General features: G+C 71.6%; 17 protein-coding genes. 7 read left to right on the plus strand and 10 right to left on the minus strand.

Annotated elements, in window-relative coordinates; genetic code table 11:
• Positions 1-5: 5 nt before the first annotated feature.
• A complete protein-coding gene (locus AB0I22_RS19025) occupies positions 6-1,157 on the minus strand; it encodes a lipid-transfer protein (RefSeq protein ID WP_363132047.1) in 1,152 nt (383 codons plus the stop codon).
• A 255-nt stretch (positions 1,158-1,412) separates the two neighbouring features.
• Between AB0I22_RS19025 and AB0I22_RS19030 the strand changes: the two genes are divergently transcribed.
• Positions 1,413-3,203: a fatty acid--CoA ligase family protein gene (locus AB0I22_RS19030; RefSeq protein WP_363131958.1), complete on the plus strand. Its 1,791-nt coding sequence runs from the start codon at positions 1,413-1,415 to the stop codon at positions 3,201-3,203.
• Between the two features lie 410 nt (positions 3,204-3,613).
• Here AB0I22_RS19030 and AB0I22_RS19035 read toward each other — a convergent pair whose 3' ends face one another.
• The 3 genes from AB0I22_RS19035 to AB0I22_RS19045 form a co-directional block, all read right to left on the minus strand.
• On the minus strand, positions 3,614-3,778 hold the full coding sequence (locus tag AB0I22_RS19035; RefSeq protein WP_363131959.1) for a hypothetical protein: 165 nt from the start codon (positions 3,776-3,778) through the stop codon (positions 3,614-3,616).
• Positions 3,779-3,993: 215 nt separating this feature from the next.
• Positions 3,994-4,239 (minus strand): hypothetical protein, encoded by a 246-nt coding sequence (locus tag AB0I22_RS19040; RefSeq protein ID WP_363131960.1) that lies wholly within the window; start codon positions 4,237-4,239, stop codon positions 3,994-3,996.
• Positions 4,240-4,790: 551 nt separating this feature from the next.
• A complete protein-coding gene (locus AB0I22_RS19045) occupies positions 4,791-7,721 on the minus strand; it encodes a BTAD domain-containing putative transcriptional regulator (RefSeq protein WP_363131961.1) in 2,931 nt (976 codons plus the stop codon).
• Positions 7,722-7,888: 167 nt separating this feature from the next.
• Here AB0I22_RS19045 and AB0I22_RS19050 point away from each other — a divergent pair, with 167 nt between their 5' ends.
• The 5 genes from AB0I22_RS19050 to AB0I22_RS19070 all read left to right on the plus strand — a co-directional run bounded on the left by AB0I22_RS19050 (position 7,889) and on the right by AB0I22_RS19070 (position 14,768).
• Positions 7,889-9,115, plus strand: coding sequence for an amidohydrolase family protein (locus AB0I22_RS19050; protein ID WP_363131962.1), 1,227 nt, complete (start codon positions 7,889-7,891; stop codon positions 9,113-9,115).
• A gap of 267 nt (positions 9,116-9,382) precedes the next feature.
• On the plus strand, positions 9,383-10,294 hold the full coding sequence (locus AB0I22_RS19055) for a TIGR03619 family F420-dependent LLM class oxidoreductase (RefSeq protein ID WP_363132048.1): 912 nt from the start codon (positions 9,383-9,385) through the stop codon (positions 10,292-10,294).
• A gap of 275 nt (positions 10,295-10,569) precedes the next feature.
• Positions 10,570-11,355, plus strand: coding sequence for an SDR family NAD(P)-dependent oxidoreductase (locus AB0I22_RS19060; RefSeq protein WP_363131963.1), 786 nt, complete (start codon positions 10,570-10,572; stop codon positions 11,353-11,355).
• Positions 11,356-11,495: 140 nt separating this feature from the next.
• Positions 11,496-12,623 (plus strand): LLM class flavin-dependent oxidoreductase, encoded by a 1,128-nt coding sequence (locus tag AB0I22_RS19065; RefSeq protein WP_363131964.1) that lies wholly within the window; start codon positions 11,496-11,498, stop codon positions 12,621-12,623.
• Between the two features lie 402 nt (positions 12,624-13,025).
• Positions 13,026-14,768, plus strand: coding sequence for a D-aminoacylase (locus tag AB0I22_RS19070; RefSeq protein ID WP_363131965.1), 1,743 nt, complete (start codon positions 13,026-13,028; stop codon positions 14,766-14,768).
• A 105-nt stretch (positions 14,769-14,873) separates the two neighbouring features.
• Here the strand turns inward: AB0I22_RS19070 and AB0I22_RS19075 are convergent, their stop codons facing one another.
• The 6 genes from AB0I22_RS19075 to AB0I22_RS19100 all read right to left on the minus strand — a co-directional run bounded on the left by AB0I22_RS19075 (position 14,874) and on the right by AB0I22_RS19100 (position 20,718).
• The gene (locus tag AB0I22_RS19075) at positions 14,874-15,242 is read right to left on the minus strand and encodes a hypothetical protein (protein ID WP_363131966.1); all 369 of its coding nucleotides are present in this window, start codon (positions 15,240-15,242) and stop codon (positions 14,874-14,876) included.
• Between the two features lie 35 nt (positions 15,243-15,277).
• Positions 15,278-15,508 carry a DUF397 domain-containing protein gene (locus tag AB0I22_RS19080; RefSeq protein WP_363131967.1) on the minus strand — a complete coding sequence of 77 codons (231 nt, stop codon included), beginning with the start codon at positions 15,506-15,508 and terminating at the stop codon, positions 15,278-15,280.
• 11 nt (positions 15,509-15,519) lie between these two features.
• Positions 15,520-15,708 (minus strand): DUF397 domain-containing protein, encoded by a 189-nt coding sequence (locus tag AB0I22_RS19085; protein ID WP_363131968.1) that lies wholly within the window; start codon positions 15,706-15,708, stop codon positions 15,520-15,522.
• A 25-nt stretch (positions 15,709-15,733) separates the two neighbouring features.
• Complete coding sequence (locus AB0I22_RS19090) at positions 15,734-16,561, minus strand: helix-turn-helix transcriptional regulator (protein ID WP_363131969.1); 828 nt, start codon at positions 16,559-16,561, stop codon at positions 15,734-15,736.
• Positions 16,562-17,620: 1,059 nt separating this feature from the next.
• Entirely contained in the window at positions 17,621-19,207 is a 1,587-nt protein-coding gene (locus AB0I22_RS19095) for a glycosyltransferase family 39 protein (protein ID WP_363131970.1), read from the minus strand.
• Positions 19,204-20,718, minus strand: a complete 1,515-nt coding sequence (locus tag AB0I22_RS19100) for a CehA/McbA family metallohydrolase (RefSeq protein WP_363131971.1) — start codon at positions 20,716-20,718, stop codon at positions 19,204-19,206. Before AB0I22_RS19100 ends, AB0I22_RS19095 begins: the two co-directional genes overlap by 4 nt.
• A 408-nt stretch (positions 20,719-21,126) precedes the next feature.
• On the opposite strand from AB0I22_RS19100, the gene AB0I22_RS19105 reads away from it, so the two are divergent.
• Positions 21,127-21,987: a TIGR03619 family F420-dependent LLM class oxidoreductase gene (locus AB0I22_RS19105; protein WP_363131972.1), complete on the plus strand. Its 861-nt coding sequence runs from the start codon at positions 21,127-21,129 to the stop codon at positions 21,985-21,987.
• Positions 21,988-22,041 lie beyond the last annotated feature (54 nt).

A 22,041-nucleotide genomic window follows, 5' to 3' on the forward strand; every position in this document is an offset into this window, starting at 1 on the left:
AGAATTCAACTCCTCAGCAGCAGCGCCGAAGTGGGGACTCCTTCGCCCGCGGTGACCAGGCAGGTCGCCGCGTCGGGCACCTGCGCGGTGGAGGTGCCGCGGAGCTGTTTGACGCCTTCGGTGATCAGGTTGAAGCCGTGGACGTACGCCTCGCTGAGCCCGCCGCCGCCGGTGTTGACGGGCAGCCGGCCACCGCTTTCGAGGGCGCCGCCTTCGGTGAAGGCCGCTCCTTCGCCGCGCCCGCAGAAGCCGTAGCCCTCCAGGGACAGGGGGATGAGGGGGGTGAAGGCGTCGTAGATCTGGGCGACGTGCACATCTTCGGGCCCGAAGTCGGCGGACTTCCACAGGTGTCGGGCGGCGGTCCAGGCGGGGCCGGTGAGGGGGTCGTCGTTCCAGTAGTTGACCATGCCGTGGTGCTGGGCGGGGAGGCCCTGGGCCGCGGAGTGGACGTACACGGGCTTGGTGCGGCAGTCGCGAGCCCGTTCGGCGGAGACGAGGACGCAGGCCAGCGCGCCGTCCGTCTCCAGGCAGTTGTCGAAGAGGCAGAGGGGGTCGCTGATCCAGCGCGAGGTCATGTACATATCGCGGGTCAGGGGGCGTTCGTACATCATTGCGGCCGGGTTCTGGTTCGCCCGGTTGCGGCAGGCGAGGGCGACGTTGAAGAGGTGGTCGCGGGTGGCTCCGTACTCGTGCATATAGCGGCGGGCCAGCATCCCGATCTCGTCGGCGGGGCGCAGGAGTCCGTACGGGCGGGTCCACTGTCCGGGGGTGGGGAGTTGGACGGTGGTGTTGGACCAGGGGCGGGGGCCCGAGCCGCGCTTGCGGGAGCGCCAGGCCACGCCGACGGACGCCTGTCCGGTGGCGATGGCCGCGGCGAGGTGGGCGAGGGTGGCGCAGGAACCGCCGCCGCCGTAGCCGACCTTGGAGAAGAAGGTCACGTCGCCCGCGCCGATGGCCTTGGCGATCTCGACCTCGTCCGTCTCCTCCATCGTGTACGAGGCGAAGGCGTCGACCTGGGACGGGGGTATGCCCGCGTCGTCGAGGGCGGCGACGATCGCGCGGCAGGCCAAGGTCCGTTCGGATTCCGGTAGTTGTTTGGCGAAGGGGGTCTGGCCTATTCCGACTATCGCCGTAGCGTCCTTGAGCGTTGCCGCCATCGCCACCTCCGTGGTCGGTTCCTGCCGCGGCCGGTCCGCGGTCGTGTCCGCGCCGGTGCCTGTGTTCTTGAGCGGGTGCGTACTCGGGGTGCGCGTACTCGCTGTGTTCGTCGTCACTGTGTGCGTACTCGCCGTGCTCGCACGGGTAGGCATGGGCGTGCGCGCGGGTGGGGTCATGCCTGCGTCGCTGCTGACAGGGGGGAAGGCTACCGCTAATCTGACGGGTAGTCAGCTAGTGGTGCGGGAGGTCATACGATGCGCGGTGACGTGGAGTTCGGCTCGATTCCCAACCTGGTCCGGGTGGCCGCCGAGCGGTACGCCACCCGTGAGGCGGTCGCCGACGGGCGCGCCCGCGTCACGTACGCGCAGCTCGGGCGGAGGGTCGAGCGCGCCGCCGCGGCCTGCGTCGCCGCCGGCGTCGAGCCCGGCGACCGGGTCGCCGTCTGGGCCCCCAACACCCTCGACTGGATCGTCAGCGCCCTGGGCGCGGTCTCGGCGGGCGCGGTGCTCGTGCCCGTCAACACCCGCTTCAAGGGCGCCGAGGCAGCGGACGTCCTGCGGCGCACCCGCGCCCGGCTGCTCTTCGTCACCGGCACGTTCCTCGGCACCTCGTACGTGGCCTCGCTGCGGCGGGCGGCCGGCAGCGAACCGGAGCGCGCGACGCAGGGCGGGGCGGGGGCGCGGGGAGAGACAGAGACGCAGGGCCGGACTGGGACACAGGGCGGCACAGGACGGGGCGCGGGGGAAGGCTCCGGCGAGGGCTCCGGGCCGGGCTCAGGAGCGGGCTTCGGGTCGGGTTCAGGGGAGGGGGCCCGGCTGAGCTCGGTGGACCAGGCGGCTCGCGGTCCGCTCCCCGGGCTGCCGCATCTGCGCGAGGTCGTCGTCCTGTCCGAGGACGCGCCCTCGGACTTCCGCACCTGGAAGGAGTTCCTGGCGGCCGGGGATGCGGTGGACCCCCAGACCGTACGGGCACGGGTGGCCGGAATCCGGCCGTCCGACCCCTCCGACATCATCTTCACCTCGGGCACCACAGGGGCGCCCAAGGGCGCGGTCATCACCCACGCCCAGACCCTGCGCGCCTTCGGCGTCTGGGGCGAACTGGCCGGTCTGGAGGAGGGGGACCGCTATCTGATCGTGAACCCGTTCTTCCACACCTTCGGCTACAAGGCGGGCATCATCGCCTGCCTGATGCGGGGCGCGACGATGATCCCGCAGCCTGTCTTCAACGTGGACACCGTGCTCGCCAACATCGCGGCCGAGCGGGTCACGGTGCTGCCCGGCCCGCCCACGCTCCACCAGTCGCTCCTCGACCACCCGTCGCGCGGGCAGCACGACCTGTCGCCGCTGCGGCTGGTCGTCACGGGCGCGGCCGTCGTGCCGCTGCGGCTCGTGGAGCGGCTGCGCGGGGAGCTGAAGATCGGGACGGTGCTGACCGCGTACGGCATGAGCGAGGCCACGGGCATGGTCACCATGTGCCGTCGCGGCGACCCGGCGGAGGTCATCTCCGGCACGTCGGGCCGCGCCATCCCCGATACCGAGGTCGTGGTCGTCGGCCCATCGGGGGAGGCCCTGCCGCCGGGCGAGCCCGGCGAGATACTCGTCCGCGGCTATCAGGTGATGTCCGGCTACTTCGAGGACCCGGGGGCGACCGCCGAGGCGATCGACGGCGACGGCTGGCTGCGCACCGGCGACATCGGCGTGCTGGACGGCGACGGCAACCTGCGCATCACGGACCGGATCAAGGACATGTTCATCGTCGGCGGCTTCAACGCCTACCCCGCCGAGATAGAGCAGATCCTCACCCGCCACCCGGACGTCACTGATGCCGCGGTCGTCGGCATACCGGACGCGCGGCTCGGCGAGGCGGGCAAGGCGTTCGCGGTGCGGCGCGCGGGCGCGACGCTGACCGCCGACGACCTGATCGCCTGGTCGCGCCGGGAGATGGCGAACTACAAAGTGCCGCGGGAGGTGGAGTTCGTACCGGAGCTGCCGCGCAATGCGAGCGGCAAGATCCTCAAGACCCTGCTCCGCCAGGGTGCGCGGTAGCGCCGGTACCGTCCGCCAATCCGGCCGCCGGCCGGAGGGCCGTAACCGGGCAGCCCCGGAGGGCTGCCGGCGGGCGCGGCTCACCGGACCGGTCTACGGGACCGGCCCGGCTCACCGAACTGTTCCGACTGCCTGTTCCGGCGGCCTGTCCCGCCGGAACAGTCGGCCGGTCCGCCGGACCAGCCCACCGGAAGCCCACCGAACTGCCCCCGGCCCACCGAACCGATCCCGGCCCACCGAACCGGCCCTGGCGCACCGACCGATCTAGGCGCACAGAACCGGCCCCGATACATCGACCGACCCCTGCCTACGGACCAACCGATCCCTGCCTACGCACCGGCCGGCCCCGGCTCACCGGTCTCGTGCACCGGCAGTCGCCCGAGGCGCTGTGTTGAGCGAGACGCGACCCGCTACATCTCGCTGCCGGTCGCGTGCTCGTCCGCCGGTATCGCGAGGGCGGCGTGGGTGTCCTGGGGGGAGGGCCGGGTCGCATGCTCGTCCAGGGCCGTCATGAGGCTGAGCGCGGCCGTGGCGGCGAAGAGAACAGATGCGAGGGCCTTCTTCGTGCGGGTCATTCCAACTCCTCCAACTGGCGGGAGTGCCATTCGCCGAATGAATCTATTGACAACAATCGGTCGACTCAGGCCAAGTGGCCCGAACCTTCTGTAATTTTGGCGCGATCGAACCTGCGTGCCCCCCCAATATGCGTAAAGACCGGCCCCGACGACTCCCCCTCCGTGCCGTCGAGGCCGGTCCCTACGTCATTCCCCCGAGTCCGCTATGGCTTCGGTTACTTCGGGTCCGCCGATCCCGCATGCTCATCCTGCGGCGTGATGATCGGACGAGGTGCCCCCGCGTGCTCGTCCCGGCTGGCGTTGAACGGGCGCGTGCTGCCCGCGTGCTCATCCTGCGGCGTGATGATCGGACGGGGCGCCCCCGCGTGCTCGTCCTTGGCCGCGATGATCGGTCGGGTGCTGCCCGCGTGCTCGTCCTGCGGGGTGATGGGGCCGGTGGGTGGCTTCTGACCTTCGCTCATCTGACTCAACTCCATTGAACTGTGGGCGGTGGGGTTGAAAGAACCCGCCCGGCGATCTCCCCCGTGGGCCGCCGGGCGGGTGCCTCAGGGCCGCTCACCGTATTGGTGAGGCCCTGATCTCGACCCGCCTGCCCCCCGACGCGACGGATCGACATAAGAGAGAGTGCCGGTCGGCGATAAACGAATGATGAACGATCCGATGACGGTTCGGACGGCTCCCACGGAGGCCCCCGCAGACGCCCCCACGGGCGCCCCGCCGGGCGGCTCAAGCAGCCGCCACGGGCGGCACGCGGGGCTCCTGCCACCGTCGACCCGCCGGGCGGCTCATACCGCCGCTACGGGCCTCCTGGCCGCTGCCACACGCCCCCTGGCCGCTACCACAACGACCCCTCTGGGCCGCTGCCACACGCCCCGCTGAACGCCGCCACAACGCCCCCTGGGCGCCGCCTGGGCCGCCGCCTGGGTCGCCGCCACGCGCCCCCTGAGAGCCTGCCGCAGCCGCCCCTCCCGGAGGCTCCCGCAGACGACCCCGCCGGGGCGGGTGTCAGATGTCAGACGGCTGCCATGGGTGACAGCAGCTCCCGCACCTCGTCCGCCTCGACCGTCTTCAGGCGCTCGTGGATCGAGAGCGCCTCCTGCCAGCACGCGCGGGCCCGGTCGGTCTGCCCGATCCCGGCCAGCGCCCTGCCCAGTACTGTCAGCACGATGGCACGCCGCCAGTCGCCGCCGATACCCCGCAGCCCGAGCGCCTGCTCCGCGTGGCCCGCGGCCTGTGCCGGGCGGCGCGCGGCGAGGTGGGCCTCCGCCAGCCGGTAGTGCGCCATGCCCTCCCACAGCGGCTGGCGGCTCTCGTGGAAGATGGTGAGGGCCGCCGTCAACTGGCTGAAGGCGTCCGCGAAGTGGCCGGCGCGGGTCAGTGCCAGCCCCAGCGCGTACTTGGCGTTGGCGAGCCGGAGCGTGAGGCCGAGGCTGTTGTAGATGTCGATGCCGCGCTGCGCCAGCTCGACCGCGCTGCCGGTGCGGTTCATCGCGAGCCGTACGCGCGAGAGGTTGCACAGCGCGCTGGCCTCGCCCGGCCGGTTGTCGTCGGCGCGGAACGCCTCGATCGCCTGCTGGAGGTAAGCCTCCGCGTCCTCGTACCGCTGCTGGTAGAGCGCGATGATGCCGCGCTGGTTGGGCACCCGGCAGGTGGGCACCGGGTCCTCGGCGGCGAGCCCGAGCAGCATGGCGCGCTGGGCCTCCTCGTCGGACTCGGCGAACTTGCCGACGAGGCTGCGGACGTGGGCCAGGAACGTACGCGCCCGGCCTTCCGCGAGCGTGTCCCGCGCCGCGTGCGCGGCCTCGCTGATCGCCGAGGCGGCCCGCTCGTACTGGCGCGAGTTGGCGCCGGACTCGGCGAGGTCGACGGCGGCCATCAGCAGGTCCGCGCCGCGCCGCAGCATGCCGCCCGCGGCGGACTGCTGCGCGCACGCCAGGAGGCAGTTGGCCTCGGCGAAGAGCCAGTCCAGCGCGGCGTCGCGGTGCGGGAAGGTCAGGCCCCGGCGCTCGGCGGGCGCCAGGTGGTCGACGAGCCGGTCGCCGGGGCGCTCGATCGCGTATACCCCGGCCGCGGTGGACAGGTAGAAGTCCAGCAGCCGCGACATCGCCGCCACCCGCTCCGACGGCGGCTGCTCGTCGCGCTCCGCGCATGCACGCGCGTAGAGCCGTACGAGGTCGTGGTAGCGGTAGCGGCCGGGCGCGGCGGACTCCAGGAGCGAGGTGTCGACGAGGGACTCCAGGAGTTCCTCGGCGGCCTCGGTGTCCAGGTCGAGCACGGCCGCGGCCGCCGCCAGCGAGATGTCGGGCCCGTCCGCCAGCCCCAGGAGGCGGAAGGCGCGCGCCTGGGAGCGCTCCAGCTGGCCGTAGCCCAGCTCGAAGGTGGCCTTCACGGCGAGGTCGCCGGCGCGCAGCTCGTCGAGGCGGCGGCGCTCGTCGGCGAGCTTGCGGGCCAGTACGGAGACGGTCCAGGTGCGGCGGGCGGCGAGCCGGGAGGCCGCGATGCGGATGGCGAGCGGGAGGAAGCCGCACGCGGCGACGACGTCCATGGCCGCGTCGCGCTCCGCGCCGACGCGTTCGTCGCCCACGATCCGGGTGAAGAGGACGAGCGCCTCCTCCGGGCTCATGACGTCGAGGTCCACGAGGTGGGCGCCGGCCAGGTCCACCATCCGGGAGCGGCTGGTGACGAGGGCCGCGCACCCTTCCATGCCCGCCAGCAGCGGGCGGACCTGCGCCGCGTCGCGCGCGTTGTCGAGCAGGGCGAGCACGCGGCGGCCGTCCAGCGTCGAGCGGTAGAGGGCGGCGCGCTCCTCGACGCCCTCGGGGATGGCGGTGTCGGGGATGCCCAGGGACCGCAGGAAGGAGCCGAGGACCGCTTCGGGGTCGGCGGCGGAGGGGCCCGCGCCCTGGAGGTCTACGTAGAGCTGGCCGTCGGGGAAGTGGTGGCGGGCGGCGTGGGCGACGTGCACGGCGAGCGTCGTCTTGCCGACGCCGCCGATGCCGGCGACGGCCGACACGGCCATGATCCGGCCCTCGGCCGTGGCGAGCTGTTCGCTCAGCTCGCCCACGAAGGCGGCCCGGCCGGTGAAGTCGGAGACGGTGGCGGGCAGCTGGGCGGGGCGGACGAAGGCGGGGCCGCTCGTGGCGGGCCGGTCCTCGTCGGGGATGACGGGCGCGGCGAGGTCGGCGTCGGCCTGGAGGATGCGGTGCTGGAGTTCGGCGAGTTCGGCGCAGGGGTCGACGCCGAGTTCGTCGGCGAGCAGCCGCCGGGTGTCCGCGTACACGGCGAGCGCCTCGGCCTGGCGGCCGCTGCGGTAGAGGGCCAACATCAGCAGTTCGCGCAGCCGCTCGCGCAGTGGGTGGGCGGCGGTCAGGGCGGTGAGTTCGGAGACGGCGTCGGCGTGCCGGCCCGCTTCGAGGTCGAGGTCGAGGCGGGTCTCGACGAGGGAGAGCCGCCACTCCTCCAGCCGGGCGCGCTGGGTCTCCGCGTACGGGCCGGGGACGTTGGCGAGCGGTTCGCCGCCCCAGACGTCGAGGGCGTCGTTGATGAGCGCACGGGCGCTGGTGCGGTCGCCGGCCTGGCGGGCCTTGTCCGCCTCGGTCGCGAGCTGTTCGGCGCGGTCGATGTCGAGGCCGCCGACGCCGACCTGCATGGCGTAGCCGCCGGATTCGCTGATCAGCGCGCCGGAGTCGGGCCGGAAGGTCTTGCGCAGCCGTGACGCGTACGTACGCAGGGCGGCGAGCGCCGCGTGCGGGGGTTCGTCGCCCCATAGGGCGTCGACGAGTTCGGCCGCGGTGGCGGTGCGTCCGCCGCGCAGCAGTAGGGCGGCGAGCAGCGCGCGCTGCTGCGGTGATCCGGTGTTGAGCTGCTCCGCGCCGCGCCAGGCCCGTACGGGCCCGAGCACGGTGAATCGCAGCGGCTGCCGGTGCCCTGTGTCGCCGGCCATGGTGACCCCCTGCCTGTGCTGCTTGGTCGCACCGGTCAGTTTGCCTTGTCCTTGCCCTTCGCGGCAGGGGGGACAGGGCGTCTGCACAATGCCTGCCAGAGTTTGGCCGCATCCCGATAGCCGACAGATAGCTGACGGATCGTCAGATCGGCGCTACCGTGACAGCCATGGAGAGCTTCCCGAAGATAATCTCGGTGGATGACCATACGGTTGAGCCCCCCAGCGTCTGGCGGGATCGACTCCCAACGAAATACCACGACATAGGGCCGCGTATCGTCCGGGCTCCGCTCAAGGAAATGACGTTCGTGGGCGGCAAGTTCGCGCCGAAGATGGGCGCTCCCGGGGACGACGGCCCGATCGCCGACTGGTGGGTGTACGAGGATCTGCACCGTCCGCTGACTCGGCTGGATACCGCCGTCGGATATGACAGGGACGACATCAAACTCGAAGGCATCACCTACGAACAGATGCGTCCCGGTTCGTACTCCGTGCCCGAGCGGCTGGCCGACATGGACGTCAACCACGTTCAGTCGGCGCTCTGCTTCCCCACCTTCCCGCGCTTCTGCGGGCAGACGTTCACCGAGGCGAAGGACCGCGAACTCGGGCTGCTGGGCGTGCGGGCGTACAACGACTGGATGGTGGAGGACTGGTGCGGCCCGGCGGCCGACGGCAGGCTGATCCCGCTGACGCTGGTCCCGCTGTGGGACGCCGAACTGGCGGCGGCGGAAGTGCGGCGCAACGCCGCGCGCGGCGTGCGCGCCGTGTGCTTCAGCGAAATCCCGCCACATCTGGGGCTGCCCTCCATTCACACGGACGAGTGGGATCCGTTCCTGCGGGCCTGTGACGAGACCGGGACGGTCGTCGCGATGCACATCGGCTCCTCCAGCCGGATGCCGTCGACCTCCGCGGACGCGCCGCCGGCGGTGGGCTCGACGATCACCTTCGCCAACTGCTGCTTCTCGATGGTCGACTGGCTGATGTCGGGCAAGTTCGACAGGTTCCCGAACCTGAAGATCATGTACGCGGAGGGCCAGATCGGCTGGATTCCGTACATCCTCGAACGCGCGGACGTGGTGTGGGAGGAGAACCGCGGCTGGGGCGGCGTCGCCGACAAGGTGCTCAGGCCGCCGTCGGAACTCTTCGCGGACCACGTCTACGGCTGCTTCTTCGACGACGCCTTCGGCCTGAAGAACCTGGACGCGATCGGCGTCGGCAACGTCCTGTACGAGACCGACTACCCGCACTCCGACTCGACCTGGCCGCGTTCCCGCGAGGTAGGCGAGGAGCAGATGGGGCACCTCGCGCCGGACGTGGTGGAGCGGATCGTGCGCGGCAACGCCATCGAACTGCTCGGGCTGACGCCCGACGGGCGGTGGGCGGAGGCGCGGCGGTAGGCGATGGAGTGGCTGTAGGCGGAGGCTCGGCGGTAGGCGGGGGAGTGGCTGTAGGCGGAGGCCTGGCGGTGAGTGGAGGCCCTGCGGTAGGCGGTCGGCGGTGGCCTGGCGGTGGCCTGGCGGTGGGCGGAGGCGCGGCGACAGGCGGGGGACCGACTGGGAGCCGCCCGGGAATCGGAGCGCAATTGCCAAGGGATAGATGTGTCTTGAGGAGGCGGAGTGGGTAACGGGCTGTGGGTTCTTCCGGAAGGGCGGCTCGCCTACGGGATGCAGCTCCCCGTCCAGGCGCAGAGCCCCGTCTTCGCGGAGCCCTGGGAGGCCGGCGCCGGCCCCGAGGACCTGCTGGCGGTCGCCCGCGCGGCGGACCGGCTCGGGTTCGCGTACATCGCCTCGTGCGACCACGTGGCGATTCCGCGGCGGCTCGCCGACGCGATGGGCACCGTCTGGTACGACCCGGTGGCCACCCTCTCCTACCTCGCGGCGGCCACCGAGCGCGTACTGCTGCTGAGCCATGTCGCGGTGGCCGGGCTGCGCCATCCGCTGATCACCGCCAAGCAGTACGCGACCCTAGACCGGCTCTCCGGCGGGCGGCTGGTGCTCGGGGTGGGCGCGGGGCACGTACAGGAGGAGTTCGAGGCGCTGGGCGTGGAGTTCGGGGCGCGGGGGGCCGTACTCGACGAGACGGTCGACGCGCTGAAGGCGGCGCTCGGGCCGGTTGAGTTCGCGGAGTTCGGCGGGGAGCGCTTCGCGTTCAGCGGGCTGGGGCAGGCGCCGCGGCCCGCCAGGACGCCCCGGCCGCCCATCTGGGTGGGCGGCTCGTCGCCCGCGGCGGTGCGGCGCGCGGCCGTACGGGGCGACGGGTGGCTCCCGCAGGGCGACCGGCGCGACCAGCTCCCCGCCAAGATCGCCGAGCTGCGCCGGCTGCGGGAGGCGGCCGGGGTCGCCGACCCCGTGGCGATCGGCGCGATCACCGAGGCACTCTATGTGGGCGAGCCCTCCTGGGACGTCGGCCGCCGGACGCTGCGCGGCAAGGGCGAGGCGCTGGCCGAGTCGCTGCGCGCGTACGGGGCGATGGGCGTGCACCAGATCCAGGTGCGCTTCCGGTGCCGGGACCGCGCCGAACTCCTCGATCAGATGGAGTCGTTCGCGGCGGATGTGGCGCCGGGGTTGGACGTCTAGGGGCGGGTATTCCCCCTTTCGCAAGTCCGGGGCGACGTCCCGGGGGCCGCTCCTCGAACTCCGGAGGGGCCTGGAACTGCCCGGCCTCCTCGACTGCTGGGGGCCTGTTCTGCCCGGCTTCCCCGATCGCCGGAGGGGCTGGACAGGGCCCGTCCGCCGCGGTGGTCGGTGAGCTGGATCTGGATAGGGACCAGCCGCCGCGGTGGCCGGTGTGCTCGATCGGGCCCGGTCGCCGTGGTGGACGGCTGGGTCACCGCGATGCCTTGGAGGCGGATATGGGCAAGTTGGACGGACGCGTGGTGCTCATCACGGGCGCCGCGCGCGGGCAAGGGGAGCAGGAAGCGCGGCTGTTCGCCGCCGAGGGGGCGAAGGTGGTGCTCGCGGACGTACTGGACGAGGCGGGCGAGGCCGTGGCCAAGGATCTCGGCGAGGGGACCGCCCGGTACGTCCATCTGGACGTGCGCGACGAGGCGGAGTGGGTGTCCGCCGTGGCCGAGACGAAGGAGGCGTTCGGGAAGCTGGACGGGCTCGTCAACAACGCCGGCATCCTGCGCTTCAACGAGCTCGCGAACACCCCGCTGGAGGAGTACCTGCAAGTGGTGCAGGTCAACCAGGTAGGGGCCTTCCTGGGGATGAAGACGGCGGTACCCGAGCTGGAGGCGGCGGGCGGCGGGACGATCGTCAACACGTCCTCGTACACGGCGGTTACCGGCATGGCGCTGCTGACCTCGTACGCGGCGACGAAGGCCGCGATCGTCGGGATGACGCGCGTCGCCGCGATGGAGCTGGCGGCCAAGGGCATCCGGGTCAACGCCGTCTGCCCGGGGGCCGTCGACACCCCGATGACCAATCCGGCGCAGCTCGATCCGGGGGCGGACGCGGAGGCGTCGGCGGCGGGAGTGGCGGAGCTGTACCGCAAGGTGGTGCCGATGGGGCGGATCGGCCGGCCGGAGGAGGTGGCCAGGCTGGCGCTGTTCCTGACCTCGGAGGACTCCTCGTACATCACGGGGCAGCCGTTCGTGATCGACGGCGGGTGGCTGGCCGGGGTGTCGGTGTTCTGAGCCGTTCCCCGGCGGCTATCTGATGGGCCGTCAAGTATTGACGACTACCCTGCCCGGTGCCACAGTCGACCGTAATCCGAAATCTGACGGAGCGTCAGAAGAGTAGCGGGGCGAACCCCGCGCCCCTGGAGGAGAGAACCTTGGAATTCGGGCTCTTTGTGCAGGGATACGTGCCGGCCCGCCGGGCGCAGGCCGATCCCGAGGCCGAGCACCACGCGCTGATGGAGGAGACCGAGTACGTCATCCAGGCGGACAAGTCCGGGTTCAAGTACGCCTGGGCCTCCGAGCACCATTTCCTGGAGGAGTACTCCCACCTCTCCGCCAACGACGTCTACCTGGGGTACCTCGCGCACGCGACGGACCGCATCCACCTGGGCTCGGGCATCTTCAACCCGCTGCCCCAGGTCAACCACCCGGCCAAGGTCGCCGAGAAGGTGGCCATGCTCGACCATCTCTCGGGCGGGCGCTTCGAGTTCGGCAGCGGACGCGGAGCGGGCAGCCACGAAATCCTCGGCTTCATACCGGGCGTCACCGATATGAACTACACCAAGGAGATCTGGGAAGAGACGATCGCCGAATTCCCCAAGATGTGGCTCCAGGACGAATACCAGGGGTTCAAGGGGAAGCACTGGCAGTTGCCGCCCCGCAAGATCCTGCCGAAGCCGTACGGGAAGTCCCACCCCGCCATGTGGTACGCGGCCGGGTCCCCGTCGTCGTACGCCATGGCCGCCAAGAAGGGGCTGGGCGTACTGGGGTTCAGCGTGCAGAAGGTCGCGGACATGGAGTGGGTCGTCGACTCCTACAAGACGGCGATAAAGGAAGCCGAGGCCATCGGCGACTTCGTCAACGACAATGTGATGGTCACCTCCACGGCGATCTGCGCCGAGACCCATGAGAAGGCCGTCGAGATCGCCGTCGGCGGCGGGCTGAATTACCTCCAGTCCCTGCTCTTCCGCTACCACGACACCTTTCCGCGGCCGGAGGGGATTCCGGAGTGGCCGGAACTGCTTCCGGAGTACAGCACCGAGATCATCGAGCTGCTGATCGCCGAGGAGCTGATGATCTGCGGGGACCCGGACGAGGTGTTCCGGCAGTGCAAGCGGTGGGAGCAGGCGGGGGCGGACCAGCTCTCGTTCGGGCTGCCGATCGGGGTCTCGTCCGAGGACACGCTGAACACGATCCGCCTGATCGGCGAACACGTGATCCCGAAGATCGATACGGACCCGGTGCACCGGACGACGCGGTTCCGGCAGTCGTCGGGGACCTGAGGCCGCAGGCGCGCTGACCACCTGGCCGCTGCCACCGGCCGTTCCTTGAGCACCTGGCCCCCCGACCCCTGACCCCTGCCATCTGCCGATCTCCGACCCCGTGACCCCGGCCCCTCGACCCCTGAGCGACCACCCATGGACGCCGGGACGGCGCCTCCCGGGCCGCCGTCCCGGCACCCGCACCGACACCTCGCCGATGCCGATGCCGATGCCGATGCCGACGCCCGCACCGACTCCGGCGAAGACCGGTGACGAGGGCCGGCGCCCCGGCGACGAGAGCGACGCGGACGACGAGGACGACCAGAACGACCAGAACGACGAGGACGACGAGGACAACGAGGACAACGAGAACGACCAGCGAGGCGACCGAGAACCCCGAACGCCGAGAAAGGGACCTGACGCATGCTCGACCACCTCATCCGTTCAGCGACCGTCGTGGACGGCACGGGCGCGCCCGCGCGCGTGGCGGACCTGGGCATCCGCGACGGCCGGATCGCGGTCATCGCCGAGCCGGGCGCCGTCGCCGAGGAGGCCCGTACGAGCGAGGACGCGGCGGGCCTGGTCCTGGCGCCCGGATTCGTCGACCCGCACACCCACTACGACGCCCAGCTCTTCTGGGACCCGTACGCCACCCCCTCCATGAACCACGGCGTGACGACCGTCGCCGGCGGCAACTGCGGCTTCACCCTCGCCCCCCTCAACCCGGCACGGCCCGGGGACGCCGACTACACGCGGCGCATGATGAGCAAGGTCGAGGGCATGTCCCTGGCCGCGCTGGAGGAGGGCGCGCCCTGGACCTGGACGGGCTTCGGGGAGTACCTCGACGCCCTGGACGGGCGGATCGCCGTCAACGCGGGCTTCATGGTCGGGCACTGCGCGCTGCGCCGGTACGTCATGGGGCCCGACGCCGTGGGCGGGCAGCCCGACGAGAAGCAGCTCGCGCGGATGCTCGAACTCTTCCACGAGGCGATGGACGCGGGCGCGTGGGGCCTGTCCACGACGCAGTCGTCCACCCACTCGGACGGCGACGGGAAGCCGGTCGCCTCCCGGCACGCACTCCCCGCCGAACTCCTGGCGCTCTCCCGCGCGGTCGGCGAGCACGAGGGCACGCAGATCGAGGCGATCGTGACGGGGTGCCTCGACCAGTTCGCGGACGACGAGATCGACCTGCTCGTGGACATGACGGCCGCCGCGGGCCGGCCCCTCAACTGGAACGTGCTGACCATCGACGCCGCTGTCCCCGAACGCGTGCCGCGCCAGCTCGCGGCCAGCGAGCGGGCCCGCCTGGCGGGCGGCCGGATCGTCGCGCTGACGATGCCGATCCTGACCCCGATGAACATGTCCCTGGGCACCTTCTGCGCCCTGAACCTCATCCCCGGCTGGGGCGACGTCCTCGCCCTGCCGGTGCCCGAGCGCATCGCGAAGCTCCGCGACCCGGACGTACGGGCCGAGATGCTGCGCCGCGCCGACAGCAAGGAGGCCGGCGTCTTCCGCCGGCTGGCGAACTTCGGCCGGTACGTGATCGGCGACACCTACTCGCCCGCCAACGAGGGGCTGAGCGGACGGGTGGTGCGCGACATCGCCGCCGAGCGCTCGCAGGAACCCTTCGAGTGCCTCGTGGAGATCTGCGCCGCCGACGAACTGCGCACCGTCCTATGGCCGATGCCGACCGACAACGACCCCGACAGCTGGGAACTGCGCCGCCGCACCTGGGAACACGAGGACGTCATGCTCGGCGGCTCGGACGCCGGCGCCCACCTGGACCGGATGTGCGGGGCCCCGTACACGACACGCTTCATCGGCGACTGCCTGCGCGGCCGCAAACTCGTATCGCTGGAGCGGGCCGTACAACTGCTGACGGACGACCCGGCCCGGCTGTTCGGCCTGCGCTCGCGCGGCCGCATTGAGGAGGGCTACCACGCCGACCTGGTGCTCTTCGACCCGGAACGCATCGACGCCGGCCAGGCCACGCTCGTCCACGACCTGCCGGGCGACAGCCCGCGGCTGGACTCCCGGGCGATCGGCATCGTGAGCGTACGGGTCAACGGCGTGGAGACCATCCGCGACGACGAGGTGACGGGAGCGGTACCGGGCGTGGTGCTCCGGTCGGGTCGGGACACCCGGACGGTGGACACACGGGGGTGACGGCGCTGCGGGCGCTGCCGGGGGCCGCGGCTGCCACCGGCTGCCCGCCCCCGGGTTGGGACGACGCTACGGGCGCCCCGTCGCGCTTACGGACGCCCAGCCGCTCTACGGACGCCCCGCCCGGCCCTCGATGGCGTCGAAGATGTCGGCGTCCGTCTCGCGCTGCCACTCGGGCAGGTCGGCGTAGTCCGCGACGTATCCGGGCTTGGGGTCCTCGAAGTGCTGGTGGATCTGGGCGATCCAGCACGTCGCGACGTAATGCCCGCGCTGCTCGCGGGTGAGCTTTCGCGTCGCCCCGCCGCTGATCGCGACGAACTGACGCACCTGCTCGTACACGGCCGCGGCCGCTGCCCGCTCCCAGTCCGGGGTGTCGTCCCAGGGCGTGATGTAGCCGGGCTTGGGCTCGCCGGGGTAATGCTTGGCGACCCCCGCGATCCAGGCCTCGCGGAATACGCGCCCGTTGTCGTTGGTCAAGATGCTTTCCTCTCGGCTGCGTCGGTGCGGTTCGCTCAGGCGTCGTGCCCGGTCGCGGCGTAGGCGATGAAGGCGTGCCATGCGGATGGGCTGATGGTGAGGATCGGGCCGTGTGGGTTCTTGCTGTCCCGGATGGGGACGACGCCGTGTGTCTGCGCCGTGGCGGGTGACCATTCGACGCACTCGCCGCCGTTGGCCTGGCTGTAGCTGGACTTACGCCAGTCGGTCAGGGGTGTCGTGTTCGGCGTGACGCTCTCGCTGCTCATGTTTGAGCTCCTCAATGGGCGTCGTGCCCGGTCGCGGCGTAGGCGATGAAGGCGTGCCATGCGGATGGGCTGATGGTGAGGACCGGGCCGTGTGGGTTCTTGCCGTCGCGGATGGGGACGGGGCCGTGTGTCTGCGCCGTGGCGGGTGACCATTCGACGCACTCGCCGCCGTTGGCTCCGCTGTATGTGGACTCCGCCAAGTTCTCTCAGGGACGGACCTGTACGTCATGTGTAACAGTCCTTCGAAATTGAGTCGATCAACTCTGCGGACTCGTCCGGCGGGCAGGCCATCGCTTTGAGCAGATCATAGGCATCTTGGGTTGTCATCACATCGTCTCGTTCGGCAAGTAGATACCCCCTGGGGAAGCCGTCGATGTGCACTACGTCAGCGCCTTCGCTGAACGACAGGAGCCCGAATGGACTGGCCCAGCCGTGATGTTTCCCGACATCTCGGATGACCTGGACCCGGTGGGTCGGTGTCTCGGCGATGCGGCGCAGGTGAGCGAGTTGGTCCCGCATAACGGCAGCGCACCCCACGGTGTTCCTCAGTACCGCCTCGTTGAGAACGAGCCACAGCCGTGTCGGGATTTCCCGGGTCAGGATGCGTTGCCGCGCCATGCGGGCGGTCACCAGGTCCTCAAGGTTGGTCGGGCGACCGCACTGCAGCACCGTTCGTGCGTACTCCGGGGTCTGTACCAGCCCAGGGACCAACTGAGGGTGAAACATCCGCACCGCCGTCGCTGTCCACTCCAGCTCGGCATACGGGCGGAACCACGGCGGGAACGCGTATCGAAGTGCCAACGGCCACAGTCGTTCGAACCTTCCGTTGGCGTACGGGAAGACCCGATCGCATGCCTGGGCGAATTCCAGGGCGGGCACGCGTTCCCCGGCCTCGATTTTGGCCACGAGCGAATACCCGCAGTTCGCTTCGCTCCCCAGTTCCTCGCGCTTCATCCCCAGGCGCCCGCGCTCCAACCGCACTTCGTGACCGAAGTGTTTCAGTGGAGACGCGTTCGAGTCGCTCGGGTCTTGGACCTTGTCTTCGACGTACATACGAACCACCTGATGTGGGTGGACAGTTGCGATTGTCCAGGCCGTCTACCTGTTGGGCGTACGCACCTTCACCGACTCTTATATCTACAGACAGTGAGTGCGTCATGACGGAAGGTACACGGATATGTGCGATCGAATCCCCAAGGTCCCAGAACCGGTTGGCACGAGCGAGGTCGAGGCGGTGCTTCGGGCTGGGGGCTGCTGGGCCATGGTTCCCGCCGGGTGGCCGCGTCAGTTCACGGCGACGCGGGACGTGCTGGCTCGGGTGCGGTACGAGCTGCAGCGGCTGGAGTGGCTGTTCTCATGAGGAGCGAGGCTCGGGAACGACTGTCCCGGCAGATGGCCGCGCGAGGCGTGGACGGCATTCTCGTGGTGCCCAAGGAATCGGGCGGCAGTGCGGTCGGGGAGCCGGGTTCCGGCAGTCGTGCTCCGTTGCCCGGCTCCATTGCCTTTCCGCCGTGCCAGTGCGCTCTGCACCGCGCGGGAAAGGGAAAGCCGGATACGAGTGTTCGGCTGAGGCCCAAGGAAGCGGAGGACGCGGGGGAGGGGCCCAGAAGGGAGGGGCACCACCTGCCCGTCCGCAGTTTCCCCTATGTGCCGTTCCGGATCGCACAGGACCCGACGGCGTGGCCGGACTACAGCGCCGTGTGCGTTTCGGGAGTCGAGGAGCATTGCGGAATTGAAAGCCCCCATGCCCAGCACCCGGACCGGGTCGAGGAATGGATGCGGCAGCACACCCTGGAGACGGGGCATCTTCGCTACTGCCGGAGCGTTCGCGACTTCGCGGTGCTGAAGCGGCCACCGGAGTACGACGCTCGGCCGGCCCTCGGGGGAGCGGGCGGGGCCGGGAACGAGTGTCCGGTGAGGCCGACAGAAAATGGTGGCGCGTGATTCGGGTATCGGCTGTCCTCGTGAGCCTGACGTCGGCCGTGGGCATCCTGGCGCTCACTCTCGCTGCCGCCGGGCGCCGCTGACCGCTGCTTCCCCTCCCCATCAACTGGCAGGCCGGGCAAGGAAGCCGTCGAACGGACCGTAAGGGGGGCGGTTCTCGACACCGCCCTACGCCCGCTTCGACGCCCGTACCAGCAGCACCACGCGTACGTTCGCGAACCACTCCACTCGCGCCGGGCGGTAGCGGTCCCACAGGAGGTCTTCCGTGCGGGACGGCATGCTGTCGGTGCCGTCCCCGCTGCGGTCTGTGGAGACCACCCAGATGCGGCGGAAGTCGTGGGCGCACGCCTCCGGGTCCTGGCAGTCGTCGGGGGCGTAGCGGCCCAGGCGGCGGGCGGAGTGGCCGGTGAAGACGTCGGTGGGGCGGGTGCGGGAGGGGAGGTGGCGGAGTTCGTAGGCGATGGCCCTCGGTTCCGCGCCGTTGCCGCTGTAGGCGAGGCCGTCGCCTTGGCGGGAGCGGGTCTCGACCATGGCGGCCGCGCGGCGGAAGTCCGGTTCGCCCGGGTGGCGGCGGACCACTTCGTGGACGTGGTCGAGTGCCGAGATCGCCGCCAGCGCGGGCACCAGCGCCGCCGCCAAGACGGTCAGCGCGCGGCGGCGGGTGACGTACGGGCCCAGCACCCGCACCGCCCCGCACGCCGCCAGCAGCGCCCAGGCCGGGAGGGTGAACAGCAGGTAGCGCTGCTGGAAGAGGTGGAGTTCGCCCGTGGTCAGGGCCGTTATGGGCAGCGGCAGCAGCGCCCACCAGGCGAGCGGTCCGACGCGGTCGCGGGCGGCCACCAGGGCCGCCAGCGCGCAGGTCAGAGCCACCGCCGCCACCGCCGGCGAACCGAAGAGCAGGTAGGGCATCGGCACGATGGACTGCCACCCCGCGGCGTTCCAGGCGACCTGGTCCGCCTGGCCGCCGTGCACGCCCAGCGCCACCAGCGGCAGTACGGGCAGCAGCCCGCAGCACGCCGACACCGCCCACGCCCCCGTCCGGCGGCCCGCCCGCGCGAGCGCCCAGTGCGCCGGGAGCACCGCCGCCGCTGCCGGATGGGAGAGGACGGCCAGCGCCGCGCCGGCCCCGTACAGCAGCCAGCGGACGGGCCCCGGCCGGTCCAGTGCGCGCAGCAGCGCCAGCGTCGCGGCCACCGCGAACAGCGCCGCGAACGCGTACGGGCGGGCCTCCTGCCCGTACTGCGCGACATTCGGCGCCAGCGCCAGCAGCACCCCCGCGGCCACCCCCGTACGCGCGTCGAACAGCCGCCGCCCCAGTAGTACGGTCAGGCCGCCCGCCGCCCCCATGGCGAGGGCCGAGGGGAGGCGGAGCGCGGTGGCGGAGTCGCCCGCCACAGCGATCCAGCCGTGCATGACGAGGTAGTACGGGGTGAGCAGGGCGTCCGTGTGGTGCAGCAGGCGCGACAGGTCGGCGTGCGGGAGCGTCGCCGCCCACCACGTCGAGTACTCGTCGTGGTCCAGCGGCCGCCGCCCGATTCCCCACAGGCAGACGGCCAGTACGAGCAGCGCGACCAGCGCCGGGGGCAGGCCGCCGAGCAGCCGGGCGCGTGGACTTACGGCCTCGGCGGTCCGAGCGGGCTGGGCAGGGCGGGCAGGCTGGGCGGGGACTTGGGGCAGCGGCTCCGGCGCCAGAACGACGAGTCCCTCGTCGACCGGCTGCTCCGTGCCGAGCGGCGTCCCCTCCTGGGCGCTCACTCCTCCCGGCCGAGGAAGATCGGGTTGGTCAGCGCCGCCATCGCGCCCGGCAGCCCGGACGCGCCGCCGTCCGCCGGGGCGTGCCGCACCTCGGCCCGTACGTACGCCGCGTACGAGGCCGTGGTCCGCCACTCCGCCGTGCCGGAACCGGACTCGGGCAGCGGGGCGCTGAAGAGCCGGCCCTGGTCGGTGACGAAGGACGCGGTGCAGCCGGGCGCGCCCGTCACGTCCAGGCGCACGGTGATCTCGGTGTCGTGGTCGACCTCCAGGCGTCCGCCGATGCCCGCGTGCGCGCCCCGGCCGCCCGTCGCCGTGAACTTCAGGTCGACTTCCGATGACTCGCAGATCCAGCTGCGGCCCGCCCGGATGCCCTCCTGGACGGCCGTACGGGAGAGGTCGTCGGCGAGTACCACCGTCTGCGGGAGGCCGACGGCGTCGGGTTCGCGGTGGGCGTCGCTGTTGCCCATGGCGGGCAGCCACGGCCGGCGGTGGCGGACCGAGGCGACGAGGGTGTTGTCCCACTCGGCGATGGACGCCTCGTCGTCGGGGGTGAACGGGCCGTTCCAGACCTCCACCGCGTCGGCGTCGTTGAAGCCGAACTTCCAGCCGCAGCCGATGCACGTCGCGTGCGGATGGGCGGGCACCACCAGGCCGCCCGCCTGCCGGATCCGCCGGGCGAAGCGGCCGAACGCGTGGTCGCGGGCGCGGTAGCGCCAGTCGATGAAGACGCCGGGCTCGGTGCCCAGCGCCACGACGTGCCCGTTGCGCGTGGTGATCTCCTCGCCGGTGAGGATCAGCAGGTCATCGCCCCACAGGCCCTGCCACGCGCCGTGCGCGGCGGTGGTGTTGTGCTCGGTGGTCGTGATCCAGTCGAGCCCCGCCGCGCGGGCCGCCGCGGCGATCTCGGCGGGGGTGCGCTTGCCGTCCGAGTAGACGCTGTGCAGATGGCTGTCGCCCCGGTACCACGTCCGGCCGCGCCCTTTAGCGCGCTGCGGCGGATAAACCTGTTCCGGGGTGTCGCCCGACGGCCCGTATCGGAGGGTGACCGTCACGCTGTACTCCATGCCCTGCGGCGCGACGGTGTACGGGCCGAGCGCGACGTGCCAGGTGCCCGCCCGCACGGGACCGGGGAGGTAGCCCGGCGTCGCCTCGGCCGCGCTGATCGCGAACTCCGTGCGCGCGCCGCCCGACCAGCCGCGGAAACCGCGCCCGCCGAGCGCCGTGCCGCGCTCGTCGAAGATCCCGATGTCGCAGGCGTTGCCCTGGGTGCCGGGCGGCACGGCGGGTTTGTCGTACGTATAGGACACGGCGAGCTCGCGGACGCCTGGCGGCACCTCTACGGGCAGGTAGACGAAGTCGGGGGCGCCGGTCGGCAGGTGACCGGTCACGCGGCGGACCTCGTCGGCGCCGGGGGCGCGGTCGGCGGCTTGGGCGAACTTCACGGGATCGAGCGTAATTGCGCCGGTAGCGCCCGCGATAGCCGCGAGCTTGAGAACGTCCCGCCGTTGCATACGGACCCCCTGCGTTGAACCTCGTCGGACTGCTTCGATCTGACTTGAGTCGAGCTGAGCCGCGTCTGAAGTGTCGCGAGCCGCGTCTGAAGTGTCGCGAGGACACCGTTGTACGCCCGGGTGGCGCGCGGGGGAACGGGCCGCGGACGGCGAGTTGCCCTCTGAAGGGGGCCGAGTGTGTCCAGGTGACCGGACGGACTCCGCCGTCCGGTGTGCCCGATGGTGTGTCCGGTCGGTGGTGTGCCCTGTGGTGCGTCCAGTGGTGTGGCGAGCAGTGGTGTGGCGAGAGCGCGTCCGGGACAGGTCTTCCGTACGTTCCTCGGGCATACCGTGAACGCGGCACCCATGGCCGCCCTTTCCATGGCTGTCGCCCCCATGGCTGCCGTTCCCTGTGACGGAGGTGTTTCAGTGCGGATCGCCACCACGATTTTCCTGACCGACGAGACGATCAGCCCGGTACGGCTCGCGCGCGAGCTGGAGCAGCGCGGATTCTCCGGTCTCTATCTCCCCGAGCACACCCATATACCCGCCAGCCGCGACACCCCGGCCCCCATGGGGGAGCCGCTTCCGCGCGCGTACGGGCGCACCCTGGACCCGTTCGTCGCCCTCGGCCAGGCCGCCGCGGTCACCGAACGCCTCGATCTGGGCACCGGCATCACCCTGGTCGCCCAGCACGACCCCATCGACCTGGCGAAGCAGGCGGCCACCCTCGACTTCCTCTCCGGCGGCCGCTTCACGTTCGGCGTCGGGTACGGCTGGAACGTGGAGGAGGCCGCCGACCACGGGGTGCGATGGTCCACTCGCCGCGAGCTGACGCGCGACCGGATGGCGCTGATGAGGGCGCTGTGGGCCGCGGAACCGGAGGCGTACGAGGGCGAGTTCGCGTCCGTACGGGCCAGCCTCGCGCACCCCAAGCCGGCGACGCCGCCGCGCGAGCGCGCCGGGGCCAAGCCGCTGACCGGGCCGCGCACGCTGATCGGCGGCGCGGCCGGGCCGAAGCTCTTCGCGCACATCGCGGAGTACGCGGACGGCTGGCTGCCGATCGGCGGCGGCGGCCTGAAGGAGTCGCTGCCGGTGCTGCGGCAGGTGTGGCGGGACGCGGGGCGCGAGGGGGACGGGCCGCAGATCGTGCCGTACGCGGTGCTGCCGTCGGAGGGCAAGCTCGCGCGCTACCGGGAGCTGGGCGTCTCCGAGGTTGTGCTGCAACTGCCCGCGGCGGGCGAGGCGGAGGTGCTGCGGACCTTGGACGAGTACGCGCAGTACCTCTGACACACCCGCGGCGCGGGTACGGGCGAGGGCGCGGGCACGGGCGCGGGCGCGCGT

Origin of the sequence: Streptomyces sp. NPDC050610 (assembly GCF_040654875.1) — a bacterium.
In the GTDB taxonomy this organism is placed as follows: domain Bacteria; phylum Actinomycetota; class Actinomycetes; order Streptomycetales; family Streptomycetaceae; genus Streptomyces.

Coding starts and splice junctions, on each gene's coding strand:
- AB0I22_RS19025 (WP_363132047.1), bottom strand. CDS start 1,157: ATGGCGGCAACGCTCAAGGACGCTACGGCGATAGTCGGAATAGGCCAG.
- AB0I22_RS19060 (WP_363131963.1), top strand. CDS start 10,570: ATGGGCAAGTTGGACGGACGCGTGGTGCTCATCACGGGCGCCGCGCGC.
- AB0I22_RS19035 (WP_363131959.1), bottom strand. CDS start 3,778: ATGACCCGCACGAAGAAGGCCCTCGCATCTGTTCTCTTCGCCGCCACG.
- AB0I22_RS19050 (WP_363131962.1), top strand. CDS start 7,889: ATGGAGAGCTTCCCGAAGATAATCTCGGTGGATGACCATACGGTTGAG.
- AB0I22_RS19100 (WP_363131971.1), bottom strand. CDS start 20,718: ATGCAACGGCGGGACGTTCTCAAGCTCGCGGCTATCGCGGGCGCTACC.
- AB0I22_RS19045 (WP_363131961.1), bottom strand. CDS start 7,721: ATGGCCGGCGACACAGGGCACCGGCAGCCGCTGCGATTCACCGTGCTC.
- AB0I22_RS19070 (WP_363131965.1), top strand. CDS start 13,026: ATGCTCGACCACCTCATCCGTTCAGCGACCGTCGTGGACGGCACGGGC.
- AB0I22_RS19080 (WP_363131967.1), bottom strand. CDS start 15,508: ATGAGCAGCGAGAGCGTCACGCCGAACACGACACCCCTGACCGACTGG.
- AB0I22_RS19055 (WP_363132048.1), top strand. CDS start 9,383: ATGCAGCTCCCCGTCCAGGCGCAGAGCCCCGTCTTCGCGGAGCCCTGG.
- AB0I22_RS19030 (WP_363131958.1), top strand. CDS start 1,413: ATGCGCGGTGACGTGGAGTTCGGCTCGATTCCCAACCTGGTCCGGGTG.
- AB0I22_RS19040 (WP_363131960.1), bottom strand. CDS start 4,239: ATGAGCGAAGGTCAGAAGCCACCCACCGGCCCCATCACCCCGCAGGAC.
- AB0I22_RS19090 (WP_363131969.1), bottom strand. CDS start 16,561: ATGTACGTCGAAGACAAGGTCCAAGACCCGAGCGACTCGAACGCGTCT.